This is a genomic window from Pseudarthrobacter sp. fls2-241-R2A-127, assembly GCF_030209355.1.
Lineage (GTDB): Bacteria > Actinomycetota > Actinomycetes > Actinomycetales > Micrococcaceae > Arthrobacter.
In genome coordinates, this window is the sequence record NZ_JARVSF010000004.1 from 1 (window position 1) to 19,945 (window position 19,945).

Consider the following 19,945-nt stretch of genomic DNA (forward strand, 5'->3'; position numbering starts at 1 on the left):
GTGGTCAGGAGAGTGTTTAGTTCGGGGTTCACATACCGGGTTTAACACTCTCCGCTTTACTTTAAAAGGCTTCTCACCCGTCCTACGCAATAGGACTTACTCATCTAGTGCCCCGCCATGCCGGAAGCCGCTGAACAGGACAAAGCCATCCTGATAAGGGAATATATAACTATGAAGGCACGCATTCTGGTTGTAGATGATGACGAAGCGCTGGCCGAGATGATTGGAATTGTCCTCCGTAATGACGGCTTCGAGCCCGTCTTTTGCGCCGACGGCGCCCAGGCACTGGACATCTTCCGGTCTTCCCGGCCGGACCTGGTCCTGCTTGACCTCATGCTTCCCGGCATGGACGGTATCGAAGTTTGCCGCCAGGTCCGTGCCGAATCGGATGTGCCTATTGTCATGCTTACAGCCAAGTCGGATACCTCCGACGTCGTCCGCGGGCTTGAGTCCGGCGCTGACGACTATGTGCCGAAGCCCTTTAAACCGGCCGAATTGGTGGCCCGGGTGCGCGCCAGGCTCCGCCCAGGGGACCAGAAGGCGCCCGAGACCCTCCGGATCGCGGACATCACCATCGACGTCGCGGGCCACACCGTCAGCAGGGGCAGTGACCGGATCTCGCTGACGCCGCTGGAATTCGACCTCCTGGTGGCTCTGGCCCGCAAACCCTGGCAGGTGTTCACGCGGGAACTGCTGCTGGAGCAAGTCTGGGGCTACCGGCACGCCGCCGATACCAGGCTGGTCAACGTCCATGTCCAGCGGCTGCGGTCCAAGATCGAGCAGGACCCGGAAGCCCCGGAAGTCGTATTGACGGTGCGTGGTGTCGGCTACAAAGCAGGGGTCTGACCCCGCCGCGCAGGACGGGGGACCTGAGCGGAGCATCGCAGCCTCCGGGCAGGCGCCGCCGGAGCCCGCCGACGGACGGACCGGCAACCCCGGCGAGGGCGGGCCCGGGCTTGCCGAATCCCCGCCTCCGGGTTTGCCGCACGTGGTGTTCCGCGCAAGGATCTGGCAGCGCCGTGCCCTGATCGTCTCCCTGCGGGTGCTGAGGCTGGTGCGGACCGGTGTGGTGCGGTTCCTTCCTGGCCTCCGGTACCTCGGCCGGGCCCTGCAAAAACGCTGGCGCCGCTCGTTGCAGTTCCGGACGGTCTTGACCACCTTGATGCTTGCCGTGACCTCCTTTGCGGTGGTTGGCGCCTACCTGTCCAACCAGATTGCCAACAACCTCTTCCAGGAGCGGCTGACCCAGGCGGAGTCGGAAACCCGCTACAACGTCAAGCAGGTGCAGGACACCTTCGACGGCGCGCAGGTCACCGACCAGTCCAGCGTCATCACCCTGGTTTCGGACACACTCAGCGCAGTGGAAGGCAGGGGATCTGTCATCCAGCGGCGTTACGTCTTCGAGGCGATGCCCAACCAGACAAAACCCCGGAACCGCTGGGTGGAGTCCCGCGCCTCCGACCAACTGACCGTCAGCGTCATCCCGCCCGACCTGCGCAAGGCAGTCCAGGACTCGGGCAAGGAACAGTTCTGGGCGTCCACCGTGATTCCGGTGGGCACCGAGGACCGGCCGGGAATCGCCGTCGGAAACAAGGTGACCTTTAACGGCACCGTCTATGAGCTTTACCTGATTTACGACCTGAACACGGCACAGCAGACGCTCAATGAGATCCAAAGCGTGCTGTGGGCAGGCGGCGCAGTCCTGGTGCTCCTGATCGGCGCCGTCGCCTGGTACGTCACCCGCAACGTGGTGAGCCCGGTCAGCCACGCCGCCATGGTGTCGGAGAAGCTGGCCGCCGGGCAACTGCAGGAACGCATGGTGGTCAGGGGCGAGGACGAGGTGGCACGCCTGGGCGCCTCCTTCAACCACATGGCAGCCAGCCTGCAGGAACAAATCACCCAGCTGGCCACCCTCTCCCAGATGCAGCAGCGCTTCGTCTCCGACGTCTCGCACGAGTTGCGGACACCCCTGACCACCGTTCGCATGGCGGCCGAAGTGCTGTATGACGCGCGCGACGACTTCGACCCCATCAACAAGCGCTCCGCGGAACTGCTCTACAACCAGGTGGAGCGTTTCCAGTCCCTCCTCTCCGACCTGCTGGAGATCAGCCGCTTCGATGCGGGCGTGGCGGTGCTCGATGCTGAGCCCGAGGACCTGCTCCAGGTGATTGCGCATGTCATCGAAGGCGCGGCCCCGGTGGCCGCCGAGTACGGCTCGGACATCGTCCTTGCGGCCCCCGAGGGCGCCCTGGTGGTGGAAATGGATGCCCGCCGGACCGACAGGATCTTGCGGAACCTGATCCTGAACGCCGTGGAGCACGGCGAAGGCAGGCCGGTGACGGTGACGGTCGCGGCCAACGAGACGGCTGTTGGGGTTTCCGTGCGTGACCACGGCATCGGGATGGATCCGGCCGAGGCGGCCCGCGTCTTCGACAGGTTTTGGCGGGCGGATCCGGCCCGTGCCCGGACCACGGGAGGCAGCGGACTGGGCCTGTCCATTGCCATGGAGGACACCAAACTGCACCACGGCTGGCTGCAGGCCTGGGGCCGCAAGGGCAGCGGCGCAAACTTCCGCCTGACCCTGCCGTTGCGCCAGGATGGCGGCATCACCGAGTCGCCGGTACAGCTTGAGCCCAAGGACGTCACCATCCCGGGAGCACCAGGGAACATCCCCGCAGAACAGGACAATAAAAACATGCTGGTGCTGCAGACAGACGCCACCAGGCCCGCTCCGGCCCGGGCTCCCGAGGAGTTGCCATGACGCGGCGCGGACTGCACGCAAAGTACCCCGCGGCACTCCTGGCGTTGCTGATCGTCCTGTCCGGGTGCGCCCGGATCCCGACGTCCGGCCCGGTGGGGAAGAGCAGCGAAGGCAGCGCCGGCAACGTCAGCGCACCGGTGTTCCTTCCCGCAGCCCCGCAACCCGGCGCGTCGCCGGAGACCATCATCGACTACTTCTACCGGGCCGGCAGCGGTTATGAAGACGATTACGCCGTCGCCCGCCAGTACCTGACCCAGGCGTCGGCGGTGTCCTGGAAACCCGACAAGCGGGCACTGGTGTACCGGGAGGCGCGGGTGGTGCCGACAGGCACCGAAAACGTTTACAACTACGAGCTCGATGTTTCTTACACCGTGGACGCTGACGGCATCGCAACCCAGTCACCGCCGGGAACCGTGGAACGGATCCCCGTGACCGTGACGCAGGTGGACGGCGAATGGCGGATCTCGGCGATCCCCGACGGAACTGCCATCGCCGAGGAAACCTTCAAGGTGATCTACGGCGCCTACCCGATCTACTTCTACGACCCCACGTTTACCTACGCGGTCCCGGACGTCCGGTGGTTCCTCAAGAACAAGACCGTCAAGGCCATGACCAGCGCCCTGCTCGCCGGGCCCGCTCCCTACCTGCGCGGCGCCGTCGTCAGTGCCTTTCCTTCCGGGATCAAACTGGCCCGTGAGTCGGTGCCGGTGGTGTCCGGGGCTGCCCAGGTCGATCTGACGGCAAAGGAGCTGACGGAAACGTCCGCCGAAGACCGGCTCCGCATGCAGATGCAGTTGACCCTGACGTTCCGCACCCAGCCTGATGTGGTCAATGTGGAGCTGCGCGCCAACCAGGACCTGGTGCGCGTGGAGGACAACGGTTCGGTTCTTCCCCCGGTGCTGGATAAGACGGTGCCGTCCCGTCAGATTGCCATCAGTGGCGGCGAGCTGGTGCGGTACGAAAACAACCGGGTTTCGCCGTTGCCCGACATGCAGCCTGTCTCAGCCCTCAACCCCCGGTTCCCCGCAGAATCACCGGTGTCCCAGGCTGCCGCGTTCCTCAACGAAGGGCGCACTACCCTCTACAGCATCAGCCCGGGCCAGCCGGCCCGCGCCCTGACCACCAGGAGCACCCTCAGCCGTCCGTCCTTCAGCATTTATGACTGGGTTTGGACGGCAGGCCCCGGCGCCACCGGGGCAACCGAGGTGGTGGCGTTCCACCCCGGCGGAGTTGCGGAAGGCGCGCCAGTCCCCTCCGTGACCCTGGTGCCGTCGTGGCTCGCAGGCCGCACGGTCAAGGAATTCCGGATCTCGCGTGACGGCGTCCGCGCCCTGGTGATCTCCGAACAGAACGGCAAATCCAAAGTGCAGCTGGCGGGCGTGATCCGCGGCAGCGACGGCACTCCGCGCGAACTGACGGCTCCCATCACCCTGGTCACCGCCACCGATCCCGACCAGGGGGTCTGGGTCAACAGCACCACTGTCGCCGTGATGAAGGCGGCAGCGGGCTCAAACGTCACTCCCGAACTGTTGTCCCTCACTTCCGGCGCGCCGCAGCAGCTTGCCCCTTGGCCGGGCGTGGTGTCCATCAGCGCCGGCAACGGTCCCGATGACATCTATGTGCAATCCGGAGAAGGGATCTTCCAGCGCCTGGGCAACGGCTGGTCACCGCAGATCAAGGGCCCGGTCGACCCCTCTTTTCCGGGCTGAAGCCTGACGGGCGGCGGCCCTACGGATATCCACATGGGGCTGCCCGGGCCTTACCCGGCCGGTAACCGTGCGGCAATAGTGGAACGGTGAACGACACCTCGCGACCCATCGGCCCAGTCCGGTCCCCTGACGGGGAGCCCGGGCGGGATCCGGACCTTCATCCGCCGCTGCCGTGGGCTGCAAAGCACAGGGCGGAACAACCGAGCGCCCTTCTCCGGCTCTTCGACTGGGTGGCCGGCGCCGGGGGAGAGCTCCTGGCCTTGGCGGTCCCGGTGGACTGTGTGTGCTGCGGCGCGGAGGACAAGGCCCTTTGCGCAGCCTGCAGCGGCCGCATCCGCCACCTGACCCGGCGGCCGTTCCGTGCTGAGGGCGGTGCCCCCGCGCTGATGGATGTGGCCGGCACCGTCCTGCTCCCCGTAGTGGCTGCGGGCGTTTACCGGGAAGAACTGGCGCAGGGCCTGCTCTCGTTCAAGCGGCACGGCCAGCACCAGGTTGGTGAGAGCCTGGCCAGGGCTTTGGCCGCGGCCGTCCGGGCGGCAACAGCTGACGGCGACGGGTTCGTGCTGGTCCCTGTCCCCACCAGCACGGCGGCTTACGTCAACCGGGGCTTCAGTCCTGTCCACCTGCTCCTCAAGGAAGCGGCCGGGCACCTGCCGGGCGCCGCCGTCGTCGATGTCCTGCGGAAGGTCCGGCCGACGGGGGCCCGGACGCCGGCGTGGCCAGGACGGCCGGGCGGCCAGAAGGGCCTGGGCAGGGGAGCCCGCTCACAGCGGGTCAGGGGTTCCATGCGGGTCAGCGGCCGGTCCCGTCCATTGGTCGCCGGGAGGTCCTGCATCATCGTCGACGACGTCCTGACAACGGGGGCCACGATCGGCGAAGCGGCCCGTGCGCTGCACCAGGCCGGAGCGAAGGTGAGGGGCGCCGTCGTGCTTGCCGCGACACGCCCGCCCGAGGCTCCGGAGCCCGCCGCCGGTGCCCGCGCGGGGCCGCCGAAGCAACCATGACTTAGAAAAAAATAAACCGGGAAAGGATGAATAACAGGTGGCTATGAACTAACGTCGAAGGTGGGTACCAAGAACAGAATGTACCTTTCGATGGCGGCTCGGAGAGGGGCTCGACTGTCAGACAGCCCGGCCCAGGGAAGTGCCGCCGTCGTGTCACCGAAGTCATTTGGAGGGCACCATGGAGTTTATGATCAGCGGACGAAATCTGACCGTTTCAGACCGGTTCCGCGAGTATGCCGGGGAAAAAATCGCAAAAATCGAATCGCTGGGTGACAAGGTCCAGCGTGTCGACGCGAAAGTCTCCAAGGAGACCAATGCCCGGCAAACCGGCGACCAGCTGACCGTAGAGGTGACAGTCCTGGGCCGCGGACCCGTAATCCGTGCCGAAGCGAGCGCCGCAGACAAATTCGCTGCCTTTGACCTCGCCTACAACAAACTGCTTGAGCGGCTCCGCCGGGCCAAGGACCGCAAGAAGGTCCACCACGGGCGCCACACACCCAAGGCCGTTCGCGAGGCAACCGCATCGCTTGAACCCGCCAGTGCGCACGAGCCGCTGTACCTTGAGGCAAACCACCGGGATGAGGCCGCGCAGGCCGCCGACAACAAGTCCCCCTACGATGTCGACAACGACATCCCGGCGGGAAACTCACCAGTGCTGATCCGGCGCAAGGTCTTTCCCGCGGCATCGCTCTCCCTCGATGATGCCGTGGACAACATGGAACTGGTCGGGCACGACTTCTATCTCTTCGTGGACAAAGCCACCAACACGCCCTCCGTCGTGTACCGCCGCCGTGGCTGGACCTACGGTGTCATCACCCTGGACCACGAATGCGAGCCCGGAGACACCATCGTTGAGGAAAAGATCCTCGCGTACCGCTCCGACGACGCACCCGCCAACGCCTAGGGTGGATGACACCACCTCTTGAGAGGACTGAATGTCAGCAACGCTGAGCCTTGACCAGGCACGGCGCATCGCATTGGCAGCACAGGGACTCCACAAAGGACGGCCCACCGGCCCCGTGACAGCACGGGCGGTGGGCCGTACTTTTGCCCGTCTCCAGCTCGTCCAAATCGATTCCGTCAACGTACTGGTCCGCAGCCACTACTTGCCCTTCTTTTCGCGCCTTGGCAATTACGACCGCGAAATCCTGCACCGCATGTCCGGGCAGGCTCCCCGCCGCATGGTGGAGTACTGGGCACACGAAGCCAGCTATATCCGGCCCGAGCACTACCGGGACCTCCTGCTGTGGCAGAAGCGGTCATGGGTGGGTGCCTCACGCATGGATCCGGAGCTGCGCAGTGACATCGCCGGTAAGATCCTCTCCGTTCTCGCCGGGTCCCGGCCCACGACGGCCTCGGAACTCACAGCCAGGATCGGCCACGTCGAGGAACGGCATACGGACAACTGGGGGTGGAACTGGAACGCGGTGAAACGGGTCCTGGAACACCTCTTTGAGGAAGGTGCGGTGTCCGCAGCTTCCAGGACCGGGCAGTTCGAGCGCAAATACACCCTGGCAGCCAAGGTCCTCCCGCTTGCGGCCAGCATCACGGAACCCGATCCCGCCGCCGCACTCCAACGGCTGACCGATGCGGCCGCCATGGCACACGGGATCGGAAGCGTCCGATGTTTCGCCGACTACTTCCGGACACCCGTGAAAGCGACCGCACTGGCCGTCGAGAACCTGGTGGCGGAAGGCAGGCTGGAACGCGTCACCGTGAACGGCTGGAACCGCGAAATCTTCCGGCACGTGGAAGCTGCCCTGCCACGGCGTGCCACCGGACGGGCCCTGCTGAGCCCCTTCGACTCCCTGGTATTCGAGCGGCGGCGCCTGCTGGAACTGTTCGGGTTCCATTACCGGATCGAGATCTACACCCCGGAGCCTAAACGGCGTTTCGGGTATTACGTGCTGCCCTTCCTGTTGCGGGACAGGATTGTGGCCCGGGTGGACGTGAAGGCGGACCGGACCGGGGGCCGGCTGCTGGTGAGGTCCGCTTTCGCTGAGCCGGACGCCCCGGCGGACACCGCCGTCGAACTGGCTGCGGAGCTGAAGCTCATGGGGCAATGGCTTGGCCTGCCTGAGGTGGAAGCCGGCCCGGCGGGCGACCTCGCCGCAAGGCTGGCACAGGAGCTTGGACGGCTGGGGGACTATCCGCTCTCAGGGAAAAGGGAGCAACGGCCGGGTGTGTCTCCCGTAGACTGAACACGCCAGAATTCGGCGGCATGAGACTGGGAGCATCTTCACGTGGCATCACTTATCGAAAAAATTCTCCGCACGGGTGACAAAAAGACACTCCGGCAGCTGCGGAACTATGCCGACTCCATCAACGCCCTCGAAGACTCGTTCAAGACGTTCACCGATGCGGAGCTGCGGGAAGAGACCGACCGCCTCCGCGCACGCCACCAGGACGGCGAGAAGCTCGACGACCTGCTTCCGGAAGCCTTCGCCGCCGTTCGCGAAGCCTCTTCGCGGACCCTCGGAATGCGCCACTTCGATGTCCAGCTGATGGGCGGCGCCGCCCTGCACCTGGGCAACATCGCAGAAATGAAGACCGGTGAAGGCAAGACCCTGGTGGCGACCGCTCCCGCCTACCTGAACGCGCTCTCCGGCAAGGGTGTCCACGTGGTCACCGTGAATGACTACCTCGCCGAATACCAGTCCGAACTCATGGGCCGCGTCTACCGTTTCCTCGGGCTGACCAGCGGCGTCATCCTCGCCAACCAGGATCCGGCCGTGCGCCGCCAGCAGTACGCCGCCGACATCACCTACGGCACCAACAACGAATTCGGCTTCGACTACCTGCGCGACAACATGGCGTGGGAACGAAACGAACTGGTCCAGCGCGGCCACAACTTCGCCATCGTTGACGAAGTCGACTCCATCCTGATCGACGAGGCCCGTACGCCGCTGATCATCTCCGGGCCGGCCCAGGGTGACACCAACCGCTGGTACAGCGAATTCGCCAAGGTAGTGCTCCGGCTGCAGCCCGAGAAGGACTACGAAGTCGATGAAAAGAAGCGCACGGTGGGTGTCCTGGAGAGCGGCATCGAAAAGGTTGAGGACTACCTCGGCATCTCGAACCTCTACGAATCCGCAAACACCCCACTGATCGGGTTCCTTAACAACGCCATCAAGGCAAAGGAACTCTTCAAGCGGGACAAGGACTACGTCATCCTGGACGGCGAAGTGCTGATCGTCGATGAGCACACCGGACGCATCCTGGCCGGCCGGCGCTACAACGAAGGCATGCACCAGGCGATCGAGGCCAAGGAAGGCGTCGAGATCAAGGCGGAGAACCAGACCCTGGCGACCGTGACGCTCCAGAACTACTTCCGCATGTACGGCAAGCTGTCCGGCATGACCGGTACCGCCGAAACCGAAGCGGCCGAATTCATGAGCACCTACAAGCTGGGCGTCGTGGCGATTCCCACCAACCGGGACATGCAGCGGATTGACCAGCCGGACCTCGTGTTCAAGAACGAGGTCGTCAAGTTCGACGCCGTCGTTCGGGATATTGCCGAACGCCACGAAAAGGGCCAGCCCGTCCTCGTGGGCACCACCAGCGTGGAAAAGAGCGAGTACCTTTCGAAGCTGCTCGCGAAGGAAGGGATCCGGCACGAGGTCCTGAACGCCAAGAACCATGCCCGTGAGGCCGCCATTGTCGCGCAGGCCGGCCGCAAGGGTGCCGTCACCGTGGCCACCAACATGGCCGGCCGTGGTACGGACATCATGCTGGGCGGCAACGCCGAATTCACCGCCGTGGCCGAGCTCGCCAAGCGTGGCCTGGACCCGGAGGAGAACTCCGAAGAGTACGAAGCCGCGTGGCCTGCTGCGCTTGAGGCAGCCAAGCAGTCAGTGAAGGACGAACACGAGGAAGTCCTCAATCTTGGGGGCCTGTACGTCCTGGGCACCGAACGACACGAATCCCGGCGCATCGATAACCAGCTTCGCGGCCGGTCCGGCCGCCAGGGCGACCCCGGCGAATCCCGCTTCTACCTGTCCCTGACGGATGACCTGATGCGGCTCTTCAACTCGGGTGCCGCTGAACGCCTGATGAACAGCTCCGTCCCGGACGACGTCGCGCTGGAATCCAAGCTTGTGTCGCGGGCCATCGCCTCGGCCCAGGGCCAGGTGGAAGGCCGCAATGCCGAACAGCGCAAGAACGTCCTGAAATACGACGACGTCCTGAACCGCCAGCGCGAAGCCATCTACAGCGACCGCCGCCGCATCCTTGAGGGCGATGACCTGCACGAGAAGGTGCAGTTCTTTGTAGAGGACACCATCGTGGCCCTGATTAATGCCGCTACGGCGGAGGGCAACGGCGATGACTGGGACTTCCACCAGCTGTGGACCAACCTTAAGACGCTGTACCCCGTCAGCGTCACGGCGGAAGACATCATCGAAGAAGCCGGCGGCAAGCCCCGGGTTACCGTGGAGCTGCTGAAGGAAGAAATCCTCTCGGATGCACGCCTGCAGTACCAGGCACGTGAGGAGGCAATTGGCTCCGAAAGCATGCGCGAACTTGAGCGCCGTGTGGTCCTGTCCGTCATTGGACGCAAGTGGCAGGAACACCTCTACGAGATGGACTACCTCAAGGAGGGCATCGGCCTGCGAGCCATGGCCCAGCGCGATCCACTGGTGGAATACCAGCGTGAAGGCTTCGCCATGTTCCAGGCCATGATGGAAGCCATCAGGGAAGAAAGCGTGGGCTTCCTCTTCAACCTTGAGGTGGAAGTCACCCCCGCCCAGGATGTTGTGGTCCAGGATGCTTCCGGCGGCCACACGGAACATGTAGACCCGCAAGTGCGGGCGGCGGGCCTTGAAGCACCCGAGAAGCCTGCCCAGCTCCAGTACACGGCCCCAAGCGAAGGCGGTGGAACGGAAACCCGGGTGGAAACCCGCTCAGGCGGACGTTCAGGCAACCCCGCCAAGGCTGCAGCCCAGGACGCATCCAAGCGGTCCGCAAAGAAGAAGAAGCGCTAGGCCGCCACGCACACCTGGTGCGCAGGCATCGGCCGACAGGGCAGGGACCATTGGTTCCCTGCCCTGTCGGCATATCCGGGTGCCGCAGTTTTCCCTGTTTCACCCGATGACAAGTTCGACCACGCGCCAGATCTGTTTGCTGCGTTCCAGTCGGACAGCGACGGCGCGGGCGCGCACGTCATCCACCACGACGGCGCTGGCCTCGTAAATTCCATCGGCCACCTCACAGACGCGTACCGAGCGGACCACTGAATTCCGGTGAAGTCGGGCCAGCGCCGGATTGCCGCTCCGGGTAAGTTCGCGCCTGATCAGTGCTGCCCGGTGTTGAAGGGCTGACAGGCACCGTGGCTCAAGCCGCCGTGCGAGCTGATGGACGGGCCGGATTCCGGCCAGCACCTCCATGGAGGCCTGGACCGTCCCGCGGGTGATGGCCCTGACTTCCGCGGCCTCATCGAGAGGCCGCAGCGGTGCGGGATTGGCGCTCCGGGAACGCTCCGCGGACGTGGCGCCGTTGACGGCGGTCCCTGCTCCTCCGCTCTGGTTCCTGGACCCGGCGCCCCGGTCCTGCTTGGCGTGTATTGGTGTCACGGCGATCATTGGGTTCCCCTTAGAGTTGTTGGCTGATTCGACTGCCCGATAGTCAGGGCGCAGTCACGATGCCTTTGGTGGCTGGAGGATTTGGCCCGGCAGCAGGACATCAGGGTTGCCGCCGATTTGCCCCCGGTTCGCTGAGTACCAGCGCGGCCATTCGAGAGCTATGTCGACATCCGAAGCTCCGGGGCCCAGATGGGCGGCCACGATGTCCCACAGTGTGTCCCCGGCCAGCACGGTCACGGTCGCAGCCTCAGTCCCGGTCACCTGACCACCTGCGGACCTGTTCCCGGGTGCTGCGAGCAGGCCGGGTTCCACCACTTGGGGAGCAGGACGCCAGCCGGGTGCCAGCGTGGCGATGGGCGGTTGGGTCCGGGGTTGTCCCGCCGCTGGGCGGCTTTCCTGGCTCCCGGGTGGTTCCGCTATTGGCTGTGCCTTCGCGGCTTCTCCGCCAGGCTCAGGAGTGCTCACCGCGGGCGCGGAGCTGAAGGGGGCCGGTGACGAATGACTGGGTGTGGGGGCCCACGCGGGTCCCGGATCGGTTCCGGTGGCTTGTGCTGCCACCCCGGTCAGGAGTTGGACCGAAAGGGCTGCAACCATGGCGCGTTGCATGAATGCGGGAGAGAACCGGCGCACGGATGCCGCGGCCCGGCGTCCGCCCAGGCGCTCCAGCAGGACGCCTGAACCGGCGCACAGGATTGCGACAACCCACCACAGCAGAATCCCTGCGCCGGCGGCCGCTGCGGCGGCCGCCACCAGGACTTCCACGGAGATGTCCTGGTTATGCGCGGCGGAAGCCTGTGCCTGGGCGAGGAGTCCGCAGCCCAGGAAACAGAGCACGATGCCGAGCATCAGCAAGCCAAACGCCGCCCCGGCGTCTGACCATCGAGCTTCCCCCGTACGATTCATGATCAATCCTTTTGATGTCATTTGATGTTGTTTGATGTTGTCTGCCTTAGTTTGGACCGATCAACAACTGTTTGTCCATACGTTGGAGAGAAAATCCTTGTTGCGTTGACCGGGGGAGAATGGCAACTTACGCTGGCGGAATGCGCTGGGATGCACTCTTCAACGACATCGAAAGCCAACTTGCGGAAGCTGACCGGCTGGCGCTGGACGCCGAAATCAATGAGCGGACCCGCGCCGAGCTGGTAAGCCTGTCGCTGGAGGACAGGCTTCGGGCCTCCCTGGGGTACCGGATTGGCGTCCACCTTCTCTGCGGGGAATCCGCGCGCGGTGAGCTCACCCATGCCGGGGCTGATGCGCTGGTACTGGACGAAGACCCGTATCAGGTGCTTGTTCCTTATGCGGCCGTAGCACGTTACGTAGGGCTGGGCCGGCATGCGCAAGCAGAAAGTTCCTCGGTCCGCCGATCGATTGGGCTCGCCCATTCCCTCCGCGGCCTTGCGCGGGACAGGACGGAACTGGCGGTGACGATCGGGGGCGTGGAAGGGTCGGTCCACCTGGCCGGGGTGATCGACCGTGTGGGAAGGGATTACATCGACCTGGCGGTGGTCATGCCCGGCGAGGTCCGCAGAAGCCAAGGGGTAAGCCAGGTTTCTGCCATACCCTTCGCCGGGCTGGCGATGATCAGGTCACGCAAAGTGGGCGGACTATAGCCGCGGCGCGACTGTGGGCCCTGGGACGTGTGCGGACACTGTCACATCGACTTGGCGCGGGACTCCTGGATCATGCGGCTGGCCTCGGCGTAGCGTTCCTCGATGTACTGCTCCAGCATCTTTTCTTCGACCCGCCACTGGCCCCGGCCACCCACCTGGATGGCCTTCAGCTCGCCGCTGCGCACCAAGGCATACGCGGCGGGCGAATTGATCTGCAGCTGCTCAGCGACGTCTGCGAGCGTGAGAAACCTTGGCATGTACTCATTTTGCCATCAAGTGGCACGGTTTGTGGCCGTTATCCACATATTGGGGGGTTTTAGCCAAATGACTTTTGTTCCACCGGCCTTGCGGTAACAATGAGGAGTCCGGCCACCGTGGGGAGGGTCCGGGATACAAGGGGGAGAACGGTATGGTTCCTGATTCAAGCGTCCGTGCTGCGCGGCTCAAGCGTCCATCGTGGAAAGACCCCCGGCTGTTGGTTGGAGTACTCCTGGTCCTGGTATCCATTGCCGGAGTCGTCTTCCTTGTAGGCAGCGCGGACCGGACAACCGAGGTCTACGCCGCCCGTGACGGTATTGCGGTGGGCGAACGCCTCACGCCTGAGAACGTGGTGCGCGCGAGGGTCCGGCTGGGAGATACCGAGCAGCATTACATCACCGTGGAGGAGGGGTTGCCGCAGGACGTCGTGGCCATGCAGCGGATCGCGAAGGATCAACTCGTTCCGCGGGCAAGCCTTGGCGAAGTGGACCGCTTGGACAGGAAGCCCGTAGCGCTCACCATCGATCAGACATTGCCGTCACAGGCCATTGCCGGCGCCCGGGTGGATGTATGGGTGGCACAGCCGGATGCCAAGAACGGCTTCAGTGAGCCGAAACTTCTCCTGCCCGGCGCCGAGATCACCGAGGTGGCAACGGGGTCCACGGCCCTTGGATCATCGAAGACGACGGTGCTGATGGTCTTGGTGGAGGACAAGCAGATGCCGGCGTTGCTGGCCGCGCAGGCCAATGAAGCGAAGATATCCGTCGTGTGGAACCCCGGTGGCGCCCGATGAGCATCCCCGTGGTCACCGTGGGCCAAAGCCGGGAGGATGTGGTGGGCGGCCTTGAACGGCTGCACGGCCCCGTCACTGTGGTCCGACGATGCTCGGAACTTCCCGAACTGCTGGCTGCCTGCCAGAGCGGCCTCGCCAGGGCCGCCGTCGTGGCCGAAGGTTCAGAGGGGCTGACGGCCTCCCTGGTTGACCGCCTCGGCGCTGTGGGTGTGGCTGTCATTGCCCTGACTGACAACGCCGATGAGGCCGCGAGGCTCCGTAAGATCGGTGTGGCCTCGGCGCTGACAGGAGTTCAGTCCGCGGAGCTGTCGGACAGGATAGCGGACGCAGTCGCGCGCCTGACCGGCATGGATCGTCCCCTGACGCTCAGCGCCGAAGCTGATACGGGAGCCGCGCTCGCCGCCGATCCGGTCGAACCCAAGCTTGGTTCTGAGGATGCCGGGAGCGGAAAGATCATCGCCGTATGGGGTCCGGCGGGTTCGCCGGGAAGAACCACAATTGCTGCGAACATCGCCGGAGAAATGGCGGCTGATGGCCGGGATGTCCTCCTTGTCGACGCCGACACCTACGGTGCAAGCGTCGCGGCGGTCCTGGGATTGCTGGATGAGTCGGCCGGATTGGCCCAGGCGTGCAGGCTCGCCGACCAGGGGACGTTGGACACTGATGCGCTCCGGAAAGTGGCCTCAACCGTTGCCACCGCGTCAGGAACCTTCAAGGTGTTGACGGGGATAACCCGCGCCGACCGGTGGACCGAAATCCGTGCGACCGCACTGGCCCTGGTCCTTGAGCGGGCCAGGCACATGGCGGAGGTGGTGGTGGTCGACACCGGCTTCTGCCTGGAGGCTGATGAAGAGCTCAGCTTCGACACGATGGCGCCGCGGCGGAATGCGGCGACGCTTTGCCCCCTGGAGGTGGCTGACACCGTCTATGCGGTCGGGGCGGCGGACCCGGTGGGTGTACCCAGGCTGGTGCGGGCGCTCGCCGAACTGGAAACAGCGGTTCCACAGGCCGCGCCCACAGTGGTCATGAACAAGGTGCGTGCCTCCGCCGTTGGCAGAAGCCCCGAGCGCCAGTTGCAGGATGCGTGGGAGAGGTACGGCCCGGCACTTAGTCTCACCGCCTTCCTCCCGTACGACTCCGCGGCGGCGGATGCCGCGCTCCTGGCGGGATCACTGCTGCACGAAGCTGCGCCGGAGTCGACACTCCGCAGGGCCATCCGGGAAATGGTTTGTGCACCCGTCCAGCGAAAATCGAAATCCTCTGTGTTTTCTTCCACACCATGGCGCAAGGCAAAGGACTAGGCTCGCCATAAGAGCTGCAAAGGTGCAGCGAATTTCTCTAGTGGAGGCGTTGTAGATGTCGTCTGGATCCGGTGTGGAGGATCAGCCCCTCTCCATTGAAGGCCTTGAAGGTTTCATGGGGGACTACTACCAGCACTTGGCCGAGGAGGATGCCCGGAGCTACCCTCGCGAGGTACTGGAGGCCCGGGCGGGGGAGCATCGTAAGGCGGCGTCGGTCCGGCAGCCCGGACAGGCAACGGTCTCGATGGCCGACGAAGAGGACAGCACCGTCATTTTCGTCGTCACCGACGACATGCCTTTCCTTGTCGACTCAGTGAACGCGGAACTGGTCCGGCAGCATGCAGCCATCAAACTGGTGGTCCACCCGCTTTTTGTCGCCACCAGGAACCGGGAAACCGGCGAGTTGGTCAAGGTCAACAGGGTCCCGGCCCACCTTGGCATTTCAAGTGGAGACACGGCCGCCATGCCCAACCTCTCCCACCTCATCGCCGAGGGTGAAAATGCCTCCCACATGGAGTCGTGGATCGCCGTCGAAATCCAGCGTATTTCGGACGACGCGAAGTCGTCCCTGCTCGCCGGCCTGACCCGGGTACTCCAGGACGTCCGGGCCGCCGTAGAGGACTGGCCAAAGATGCGCCAGAAGGCGCTGGAGATCGCCAGGAGCCTGGACCAGGTGGCCCACGCCGCACAGATCGCCGAAGTGCGCCAGGCCAAGGACCTCCTCCGCTGGCTCGACGACGGGAACTTCACATTCCTCGGCTACCGGGAATACGACCTCCTGAACGTTGACGGCGAAGATGTCCTCGAACTGCGTGAAGACAGCGGGCTTGGACTGTTGCGGGCAGCCGCAGACTCCCCCCACATCCAGCACCTCACCGACACCGGCCGCAAGAAGGCACGGGAAAAGCGCGCCCTGGTCATTACGAAGGCCAATTCCCGCTCGACCGTGCACCGCTCGGCCTACCTCGACTACATCGGAATCAAGAGTTTCGACGCCGCAGGCAACGTCAACGGCGAACGCCGATTCATCGGGCTTTTCGCCACCAGCGCCTATGCCGGGTCCGTCCGGGATATTCCGATCGTCCGCGAAAAGGTCGACGCCGTTCTGCAAACGGCGGGGTTCCCGCCGGACTCGCACTCGGGCAAGGACCTGCTGGGAATCCTCGAGACGTATCCCCGCGACGAACTGTTCCAGATCGAAATCCCCGACCTTGCCGCAACGGCCCTGGGCATCCAGAAGCTCCAGGAGCGACGCCGAACCCGGTTGTTCCTCAGGCCCGACATCTACGGCCGGTTCATGTCCGCCGTCGTTTACCTGCCCCGCGACCGGTACACCACCAACGTCAGGCTGCGCATCGAGCAGGAACTGCGGGAAACATTCCAGGCCGTCTCGATCGACTACGAAGCGCGTATGACCGAGTCGGCCCTTGCCCGCCTCTTCTTCCGCATCCGTTTGCCCAAGAACGCCGACGTCAGCCACGTCAACAGCGACGAACTGGAAACACGGCTGGTGCGGGCGGCACGGTCCTGGAGTGAAGGCATCACCGAGGTCCTTCGGGAAGGGCGTGACGCGGCCGAGGCCAAGGAACTCGCGGCCATCTGGGCCGAGGCATTTCCCGCCAGCTACCGGGTGGACTACGAGGTCGAGGACGCACTTGAGGATATAGCGCGCTTCGAGAAGTACGGTGCCGCCGCCGAGCGGAGCACCGGCGCCCGGCAGGACCGACCCGGCGTCCACGTCTACCTCCCCGAGGGGGCAGGCGCCACCTTGGAAGAGGATGCCCGGGTCAAGCTCTACATGCTTGAGCCCAAGAGCCTGAGCCAGATCCTTCCCTACTTCCACAACCTGGGACTGGAGGTCCTGGACGAACGCCCGTTCGAGATCGAAACCGCAGACCACAGGGACTTCTTCCTTTACGACCTTGGGTTGAAATACCCGGCCGGGGTGGATCCGGTCAGCACCGGGGAGCTGCTTGCCGATTCCTTCGGCGCGGCCGTCACTGGAGCGGCAGAGTCTGACAGCTTCGACCGCCTGGTGCTGCGGGAGGGCCTGCATTGGCGGCAGATCACGGTGCTGCGTGCTTACGCCCGCTACATGCGCCAGATGGGCAGCAGCAGCTCCTTCGGATTCATGGCGGACACGCTCCTGGGGAACGCCGACGTGACCAAGGGCCTGATCGCGCTTTTCGCTGCCCGCTTTGACCCGTCCTTGGACGACGACGGCCGTGCCGGCGCGCAGGCGTCCGTGCGGCAGGCCCTGGCCACTGCCATTGAGAAGGTCGCCACCCTGGACGCCGACCGCGTGCTGCGTACTTTCGGCAACCTCATCGAGGCCACCCTGCGCACCAACTTCTTCCAGGACAAGCCGCACCTGAGCTTCAAGCTGGATCCGGCCCGGATCGAGGGACTGCCGTTCCCGCGGCCCATGTTCGAGATCTGGGTTTACTCGCCCCGGGTTGAAGGCGTCCACCTGCGATTCGGCAAGGTGGCCCGCGGTGGCCTGCGCTGGTCTGACAGGCGGGAGGACTTCCGTACCGAAGTCCTGGGCCTGGTGAAAGCCCAGACGGTCAAGAACGCCGTCATCGTTCCCACCGGAGCCAAAGGCGGCTTCTTCGCCAAGCAGCTTCCGGATCCGTCAGCCGACCGCGCGGCCTGGATGGCGGAAGGCGTCGAAAGCTACAAGACGTTCATCCGTGGCCTGTTGGACCTCACCGACAACCTGCTCACTGAAGGCGACGGCGAGCGGCTGGTGCCGCCGTCGAACGTTGTCAGGCATGACGACGACGATTCCTACCTTGTGGTTGCGGCGGACAAGGGAACGGCTACTTTCTCGGACATTGCCAACGGATTGTCGGCAGAATACGGATTCTGGCTGGGGGACGCCTTCGCCTCCGGCGGTTCCGTGGGGTACGACCACAAAGCCATGGGCATTACCGCCCGGGGCGCCTGGGAGTCGGTAAAGCGGCACTTCAGCGAGCTCGACCTCGACACCCAGACGGAGCCCTTCACAGTGGTGGGCGTGGGGGACATGTCCGGTGACGTGTTCGGGAACGGGATGCTCCTGTCCCGCCACATCAGGCTTCTTGCGGCATTCGACCACCGGCACATCTTCCTGGATCCCACGCCGGACGAGGCGTCCTCGTTCGCTGAGCGGCAGAGGCTATTCGACCTGCCAAGGTCTTCATGGGACGACTACGACAAGTCGCTGATCAGTGAGGGCGGCGGCGTCTTCGCCCGGCAGGCCAAGTCCATTCCCGTGTCCCCGCAGGTACGGGCTGCGCTGGGGCTGGCCGCCGAAACCACCGAACTCAGCCCCCCGGAGCTGCTCCGGGCCATCCTCCTTGCACCGGCCGACCTGCTGTACAACGGTGGTATCGGCACCTACGTCAAGGCCAGTTCCGAGTCCAACGCAACGGTAGGCGACAAAGCCAACGACGCCATCCGCGTCAACGGCAGGGACCTGCGCGTGAAGGTGGTGGGTGAAGGCGGAAACCTCGGCATGACCCAGCGCGGCCGCATCGAGGCGGCGCTGCAGGGTGTCATCCTCAACACGGACGCGATCGACAACTCGGCCGGCGTGGACTGCTCCGACCACGAAGTGAACATCAAGATCTTCGTTGACCGGATGGTCGCAGCGGGCAAGCTGCAGGCGGCCGACCGCGCAGACTTCCTGGCCTCCATGACCGACGAGGTGGGCAGGCTGGTCCTGGAAGACAACATCGACCAGAACATCCTGCTCCTGAACGACCGCAGCCGGGTGGCCGAGTGGAGCCCGAGCTACGAGCGGCTCATGGACTGGCTGGAGAAGAGCGCCGACCTGAAGCGCGATCTCGAAGCATTGCCGACGACCGAAACGCTGCGTGACCGGCTTCAGCACGGACAGGGCCTGACGTCCCCTGAACTGTCGGTGCTGGCCGCTTATGCCAAGATCGAGCTGGCATCGGCGCTTCGGGACAGCGATCTTGCCGACGACCCCTGGTTCCGGGACACGCTGCGCTCCTACTTCCCGCACCAGCTGCGCGAACGCTTCGACGCGGAGCTGGACACGCATCCGCTGCGTCGCGAAATCATCGCCACCGTGGTGGCCAACGACATGATCAACCTTGGCGGCATCACGTTCGCCTTCCGCGTCATGGAAGAAACGTCGGCCAGCGAAGTCGCTGTCGCCAAGGCGTTCGTGGCGCTGCGGGAGGTGTACGAACTGGACGCGATGGTGGCAGAGCTGAACAGCTTGCCCGCGTCGTTCCCCACGGAGCATTGGAGCACCGTCCACCTGGATATCCGCCGGCTCCTGGACCGTGCGGTCCGGTGGCTGCTGGGCCAGGAAAGCGTTTCGCGCCCCATCGCTGACGTAGTAGCCGAGTTCAAGCCGCTCATGGATCCGATGCGGGCCCGCCTGCTGGAATACCTGCGCGGCGATGACCGTGAACGGGTGGCCGACTGGCTGGCGAAGGGCCGCGAATGGGAGCTCCCGGAAAGCCTGGCGCTGCGTTGGGCCGAGCTGTTCGAGAGCTTCGTGCTGCTGGATATCGCCAAGATCGGGCGGACCCGCAAGGACCCGGTGGAGGAGATCGCGGCGACCTACTACACCGTGTTCAACCGGTTCCACGCGGATTCGCTGCTGGAGCGGATCAGCAGCCTGCCGCGGCAGGACCGGTGGCAGGCGCTGGCGCGGGCAGCCTTGCGAGATGATCTGTACTCGACGGTGTCGGATATGACCATGGCGGTACTGGAAGCAACATCCCCGTCCGACTCGCCGGAGGCGCGGCTTAAGGACTGGGAAGCCCAGAATGCCGAACAGCTGGGCAGGGCAAAGAGCATGTTCGACGAAGTGAACGCACTCGAGGCCGACGACATGGCTTCACTGTCGGTAGCATTGAGGCTCTTGAGGTCAATCGTCCGACGCTAGCCATGCGGCGTCGAAACT

At 64.8% G+C, this 19,945-nt stretch carries 14 protein-coding genes; 11 read left to right on the top strand and 3 right to left on the bottom strand.

Features of this window, described 5'->3' with window-relative positions:
• Window positions 1-171 precede the first annotated feature (171 nt).
• From mtrA to secA, 7 genes are all read left to right on the top strand, one after another.
• Window positions 172-846, top strand: coding sequence for an MtrAB system response regulator MtrA (gene mtrA / locus QRN53_RS01845; RefSeq protein WP_285242327.1), 675 nt, complete (start codon window positions 172-174; stop codon window positions 844-846).
• A gap of 142 nt (window positions 847-988) precedes the next feature.
• Window positions 989-2,761, top strand: a complete 1,773-nt coding sequence (mtrB, locus tag QRN53_RS01850) for an MtrAB system histidine kinase MtrB (RefSeq protein WP_285242445.1) — start codon at window positions 989-991, stop codon at window positions 2,759-2,761.
• Entirely contained in the window at window positions 2,758-4,470 is a 1,713-nt protein-coding gene (locus QRN53_RS01855; protein WP_285242328.1) for an LpqB family beta-propeller domain-containing protein, read from the top strand. The genes mtrB and QRN53_RS01855 overlap by 4 nt, the downstream gene beginning before the upstream one ends.
• A gap of 86 nt (window positions 4,471-4,556) precedes the next feature.
• Window positions 4,557-5,474: a ComF family protein gene (locus tag QRN53_RS01860; RefSeq protein WP_285242329.1), complete on the top strand. Its 918-nt coding sequence runs from the start codon at window positions 4,557-4,559 to the stop codon at window positions 5,472-5,474.
• 178 nt (window positions 5,475-5,652) lie between these two features.
• Entirely contained in the window at window positions 5,653-6,378 is a 726-nt protein-coding gene (hpf, locus tag QRN53_RS01865; RefSeq protein ID WP_285242330.1) for a ribosome hibernation-promoting factor, HPF/YfiA family, read from the top strand.
• Window positions 6,379-6,409: 31 nt separating this feature from the next.
• Entirely contained in the window at window positions 6,410-7,675 is a 1,266-nt protein-coding gene (locus tag QRN53_RS01870; RefSeq protein WP_285242331.1) for a winged helix-turn-helix domain-containing protein, read from the top strand.
• Window positions 7,676-7,717: 42 nt separating this feature from the next.
• Entirely contained in the window at window positions 7,718-10,456 is a 2,739-nt protein-coding gene (gene secA, locus QRN53_RS01875) for a preprotein translocase subunit SecA (protein ID WP_285242332.1), read from the top strand.
• 99 nt (window positions 10,457-10,555) lie between these two features.
• Here secA and QRN53_RS01880 read toward each other — a convergent pair whose 3' ends face one another.
• Together QRN53_RS01880 and QRN53_RS01885 are read right to left on the bottom strand one after the other, a co-directional pair.
• Entirely contained in the window at window positions 10,556-11,053 is a 498-nt protein-coding gene (locus QRN53_RS01880) for an Rv3235 family protein (RefSeq protein WP_285242333.1), read from the bottom strand.
• 54 nt (window positions 11,054-11,107) lie between these two features.
• Window positions 11,108-11,956 carry a LysM peptidoglycan-binding domain-containing protein gene (locus QRN53_RS01885; protein WP_285242334.1) on the bottom strand — a complete coding sequence of 283 codons (849 nt, stop codon included), beginning with the start codon at window positions 11,954-11,956 and terminating at the stop codon, window positions 11,108-11,110.
• A 140-nt stretch (window positions 11,957-12,096) separates the two neighbouring features.
• Between QRN53_RS01885 and QRN53_RS01890 the strand changes: the two genes are divergently transcribed.
• Window positions 12,097-12,666 carry a hypothetical protein gene (locus QRN53_RS01890; RefSeq protein ID WP_285242335.1) on the top strand — a complete coding sequence of 190 codons (570 nt, stop codon included), beginning with the start codon at window positions 12,097-12,099 and terminating at the stop codon, window positions 12,664-12,666.
• 41 nt (window positions 12,667-12,707) lie between these two features.
• On the opposite strand, the gene QRN53_RS01895 is transcribed toward QRN53_RS01890, so the two are convergent.
• Window positions 12,708-12,923 carry a helix-turn-helix domain-containing protein gene (locus tag QRN53_RS01895; RefSeq protein WP_285242336.1) on the bottom strand — a complete coding sequence of 72 codons (216 nt, stop codon included), beginning with the start codon at window positions 12,921-12,923 and terminating at the stop codon, window positions 12,708-12,710.
• A gap of 152 nt (window positions 12,924-13,075) precedes the next feature.
• Between QRN53_RS01895 and QRN53_RS01900 the strand changes: the two genes are divergently transcribed.
• Genes QRN53_RS01900 through QRN53_RS01910 form a run of 3 tightly spaced genes read left to right on the top strand, consistent with a single transcriptional unit; the run spans window position 13,076 to window position 19,927 of the window.
• On the top strand, window positions 13,076-13,717 hold the full coding sequence (locus QRN53_RS01900; RefSeq protein WP_285242337.1) for a hypothetical protein: 642 nt from the start codon (window positions 13,076-13,078) through the stop codon (window positions 13,715-13,717).
• Complete coding sequence (locus QRN53_RS01905; RefSeq protein ID WP_285242338.1) at window positions 13,714-15,018, top strand: CpaE/TadZ family protein; 1,305 nt, start codon at window positions 13,714-13,716, stop codon at window positions 15,016-15,018. Before QRN53_RS01900 ends, QRN53_RS01905 begins: the two co-directional genes overlap by 4 nt.
• A 55-nt stretch (window positions 15,019-15,073) precedes the next feature.
• Entirely contained in the window at window positions 15,074-19,927 is a 4,854-nt protein-coding gene (locus QRN53_RS01910; protein WP_285242339.1) for an NAD-glutamate dehydrogenase, read from the top strand.
• Window positions 19,928-19,945: the final 18 nt, after the last annotated feature.

Bases quoted from the DNA above. Each gene is read 5' to 3' on its own strand.
- mtrA (WP_285242327.1), top strand. From the start codon at position 172: ATGAAGGCACGCATTCTGGTTGTAGATGATGACGAAGCGCTGGCCGAG.
- QRN53_RS01855 (WP_285242328.1), top strand. From the start codon at position 2,758: ATGACGCGGCGCGGACTGCACGCAAAGTACCCCGCGGCACTCCTGGCG.
- hpf (WP_285242330.1), top strand. From the start codon at position 5,653: ATGGAGTTTATGATCAGCGGACGAAATCTGACCGTTTCAGACCGGTTC.
- QRN53_RS01870 (WP_285242331.1), top strand. From the start codon at position 6,410: ATGTCAGCAACGCTGAGCCTTGACCAGGCACGGCGCATCGCATTGGCA.
- QRN53_RS01880 (WP_285242333.1), bottom strand. From the start codon at position 11,053: ATGATCGCCGTGACACCAATACACGCCAAGCAGGACCGGGGCGCCGGG.
- QRN53_RS01885 (WP_285242334.1), bottom strand. From the start codon at position 11,956: ATGAATCGTACGGGGGAAGCTCGATGGTCAGACGCCGGGGCGGCGTTT.
- QRN53_RS01890 (WP_285242335.1), top strand. From the start codon at position 12,097: ATGCGCTGGGATGCACTCTTCAACGACATCGAAAGCCAACTTGCGGAA.
- QRN53_RS01895 (WP_285242336.1), bottom strand. From the start codon at position 12,923: ATGCCAAGGTTTCTCACGCTCGCAGACGTCGCTGAGCAGCTGCAGATC.
- QRN53_RS01900 (WP_285242337.1), top strand. From the start codon at position 13,076: ATGGTTCCTGATTCAAGCGTCCGTGCTGCGCGGCTCAAGCGTCCATCG.
- QRN53_RS01905 (WP_285242338.1), top strand. From the start codon at position 13,714: ATGAGCATCCCCGTGGTCACCGTGGGCCAAAGCCGGGAGGATGTGGTG.
- QRN53_RS01910 (WP_285242339.1), top strand. From the start codon at position 15,074: ATGTCGTCTGGATCCGGTGTGGAGGATCAGCCCCTCTCCATTGAAGGC.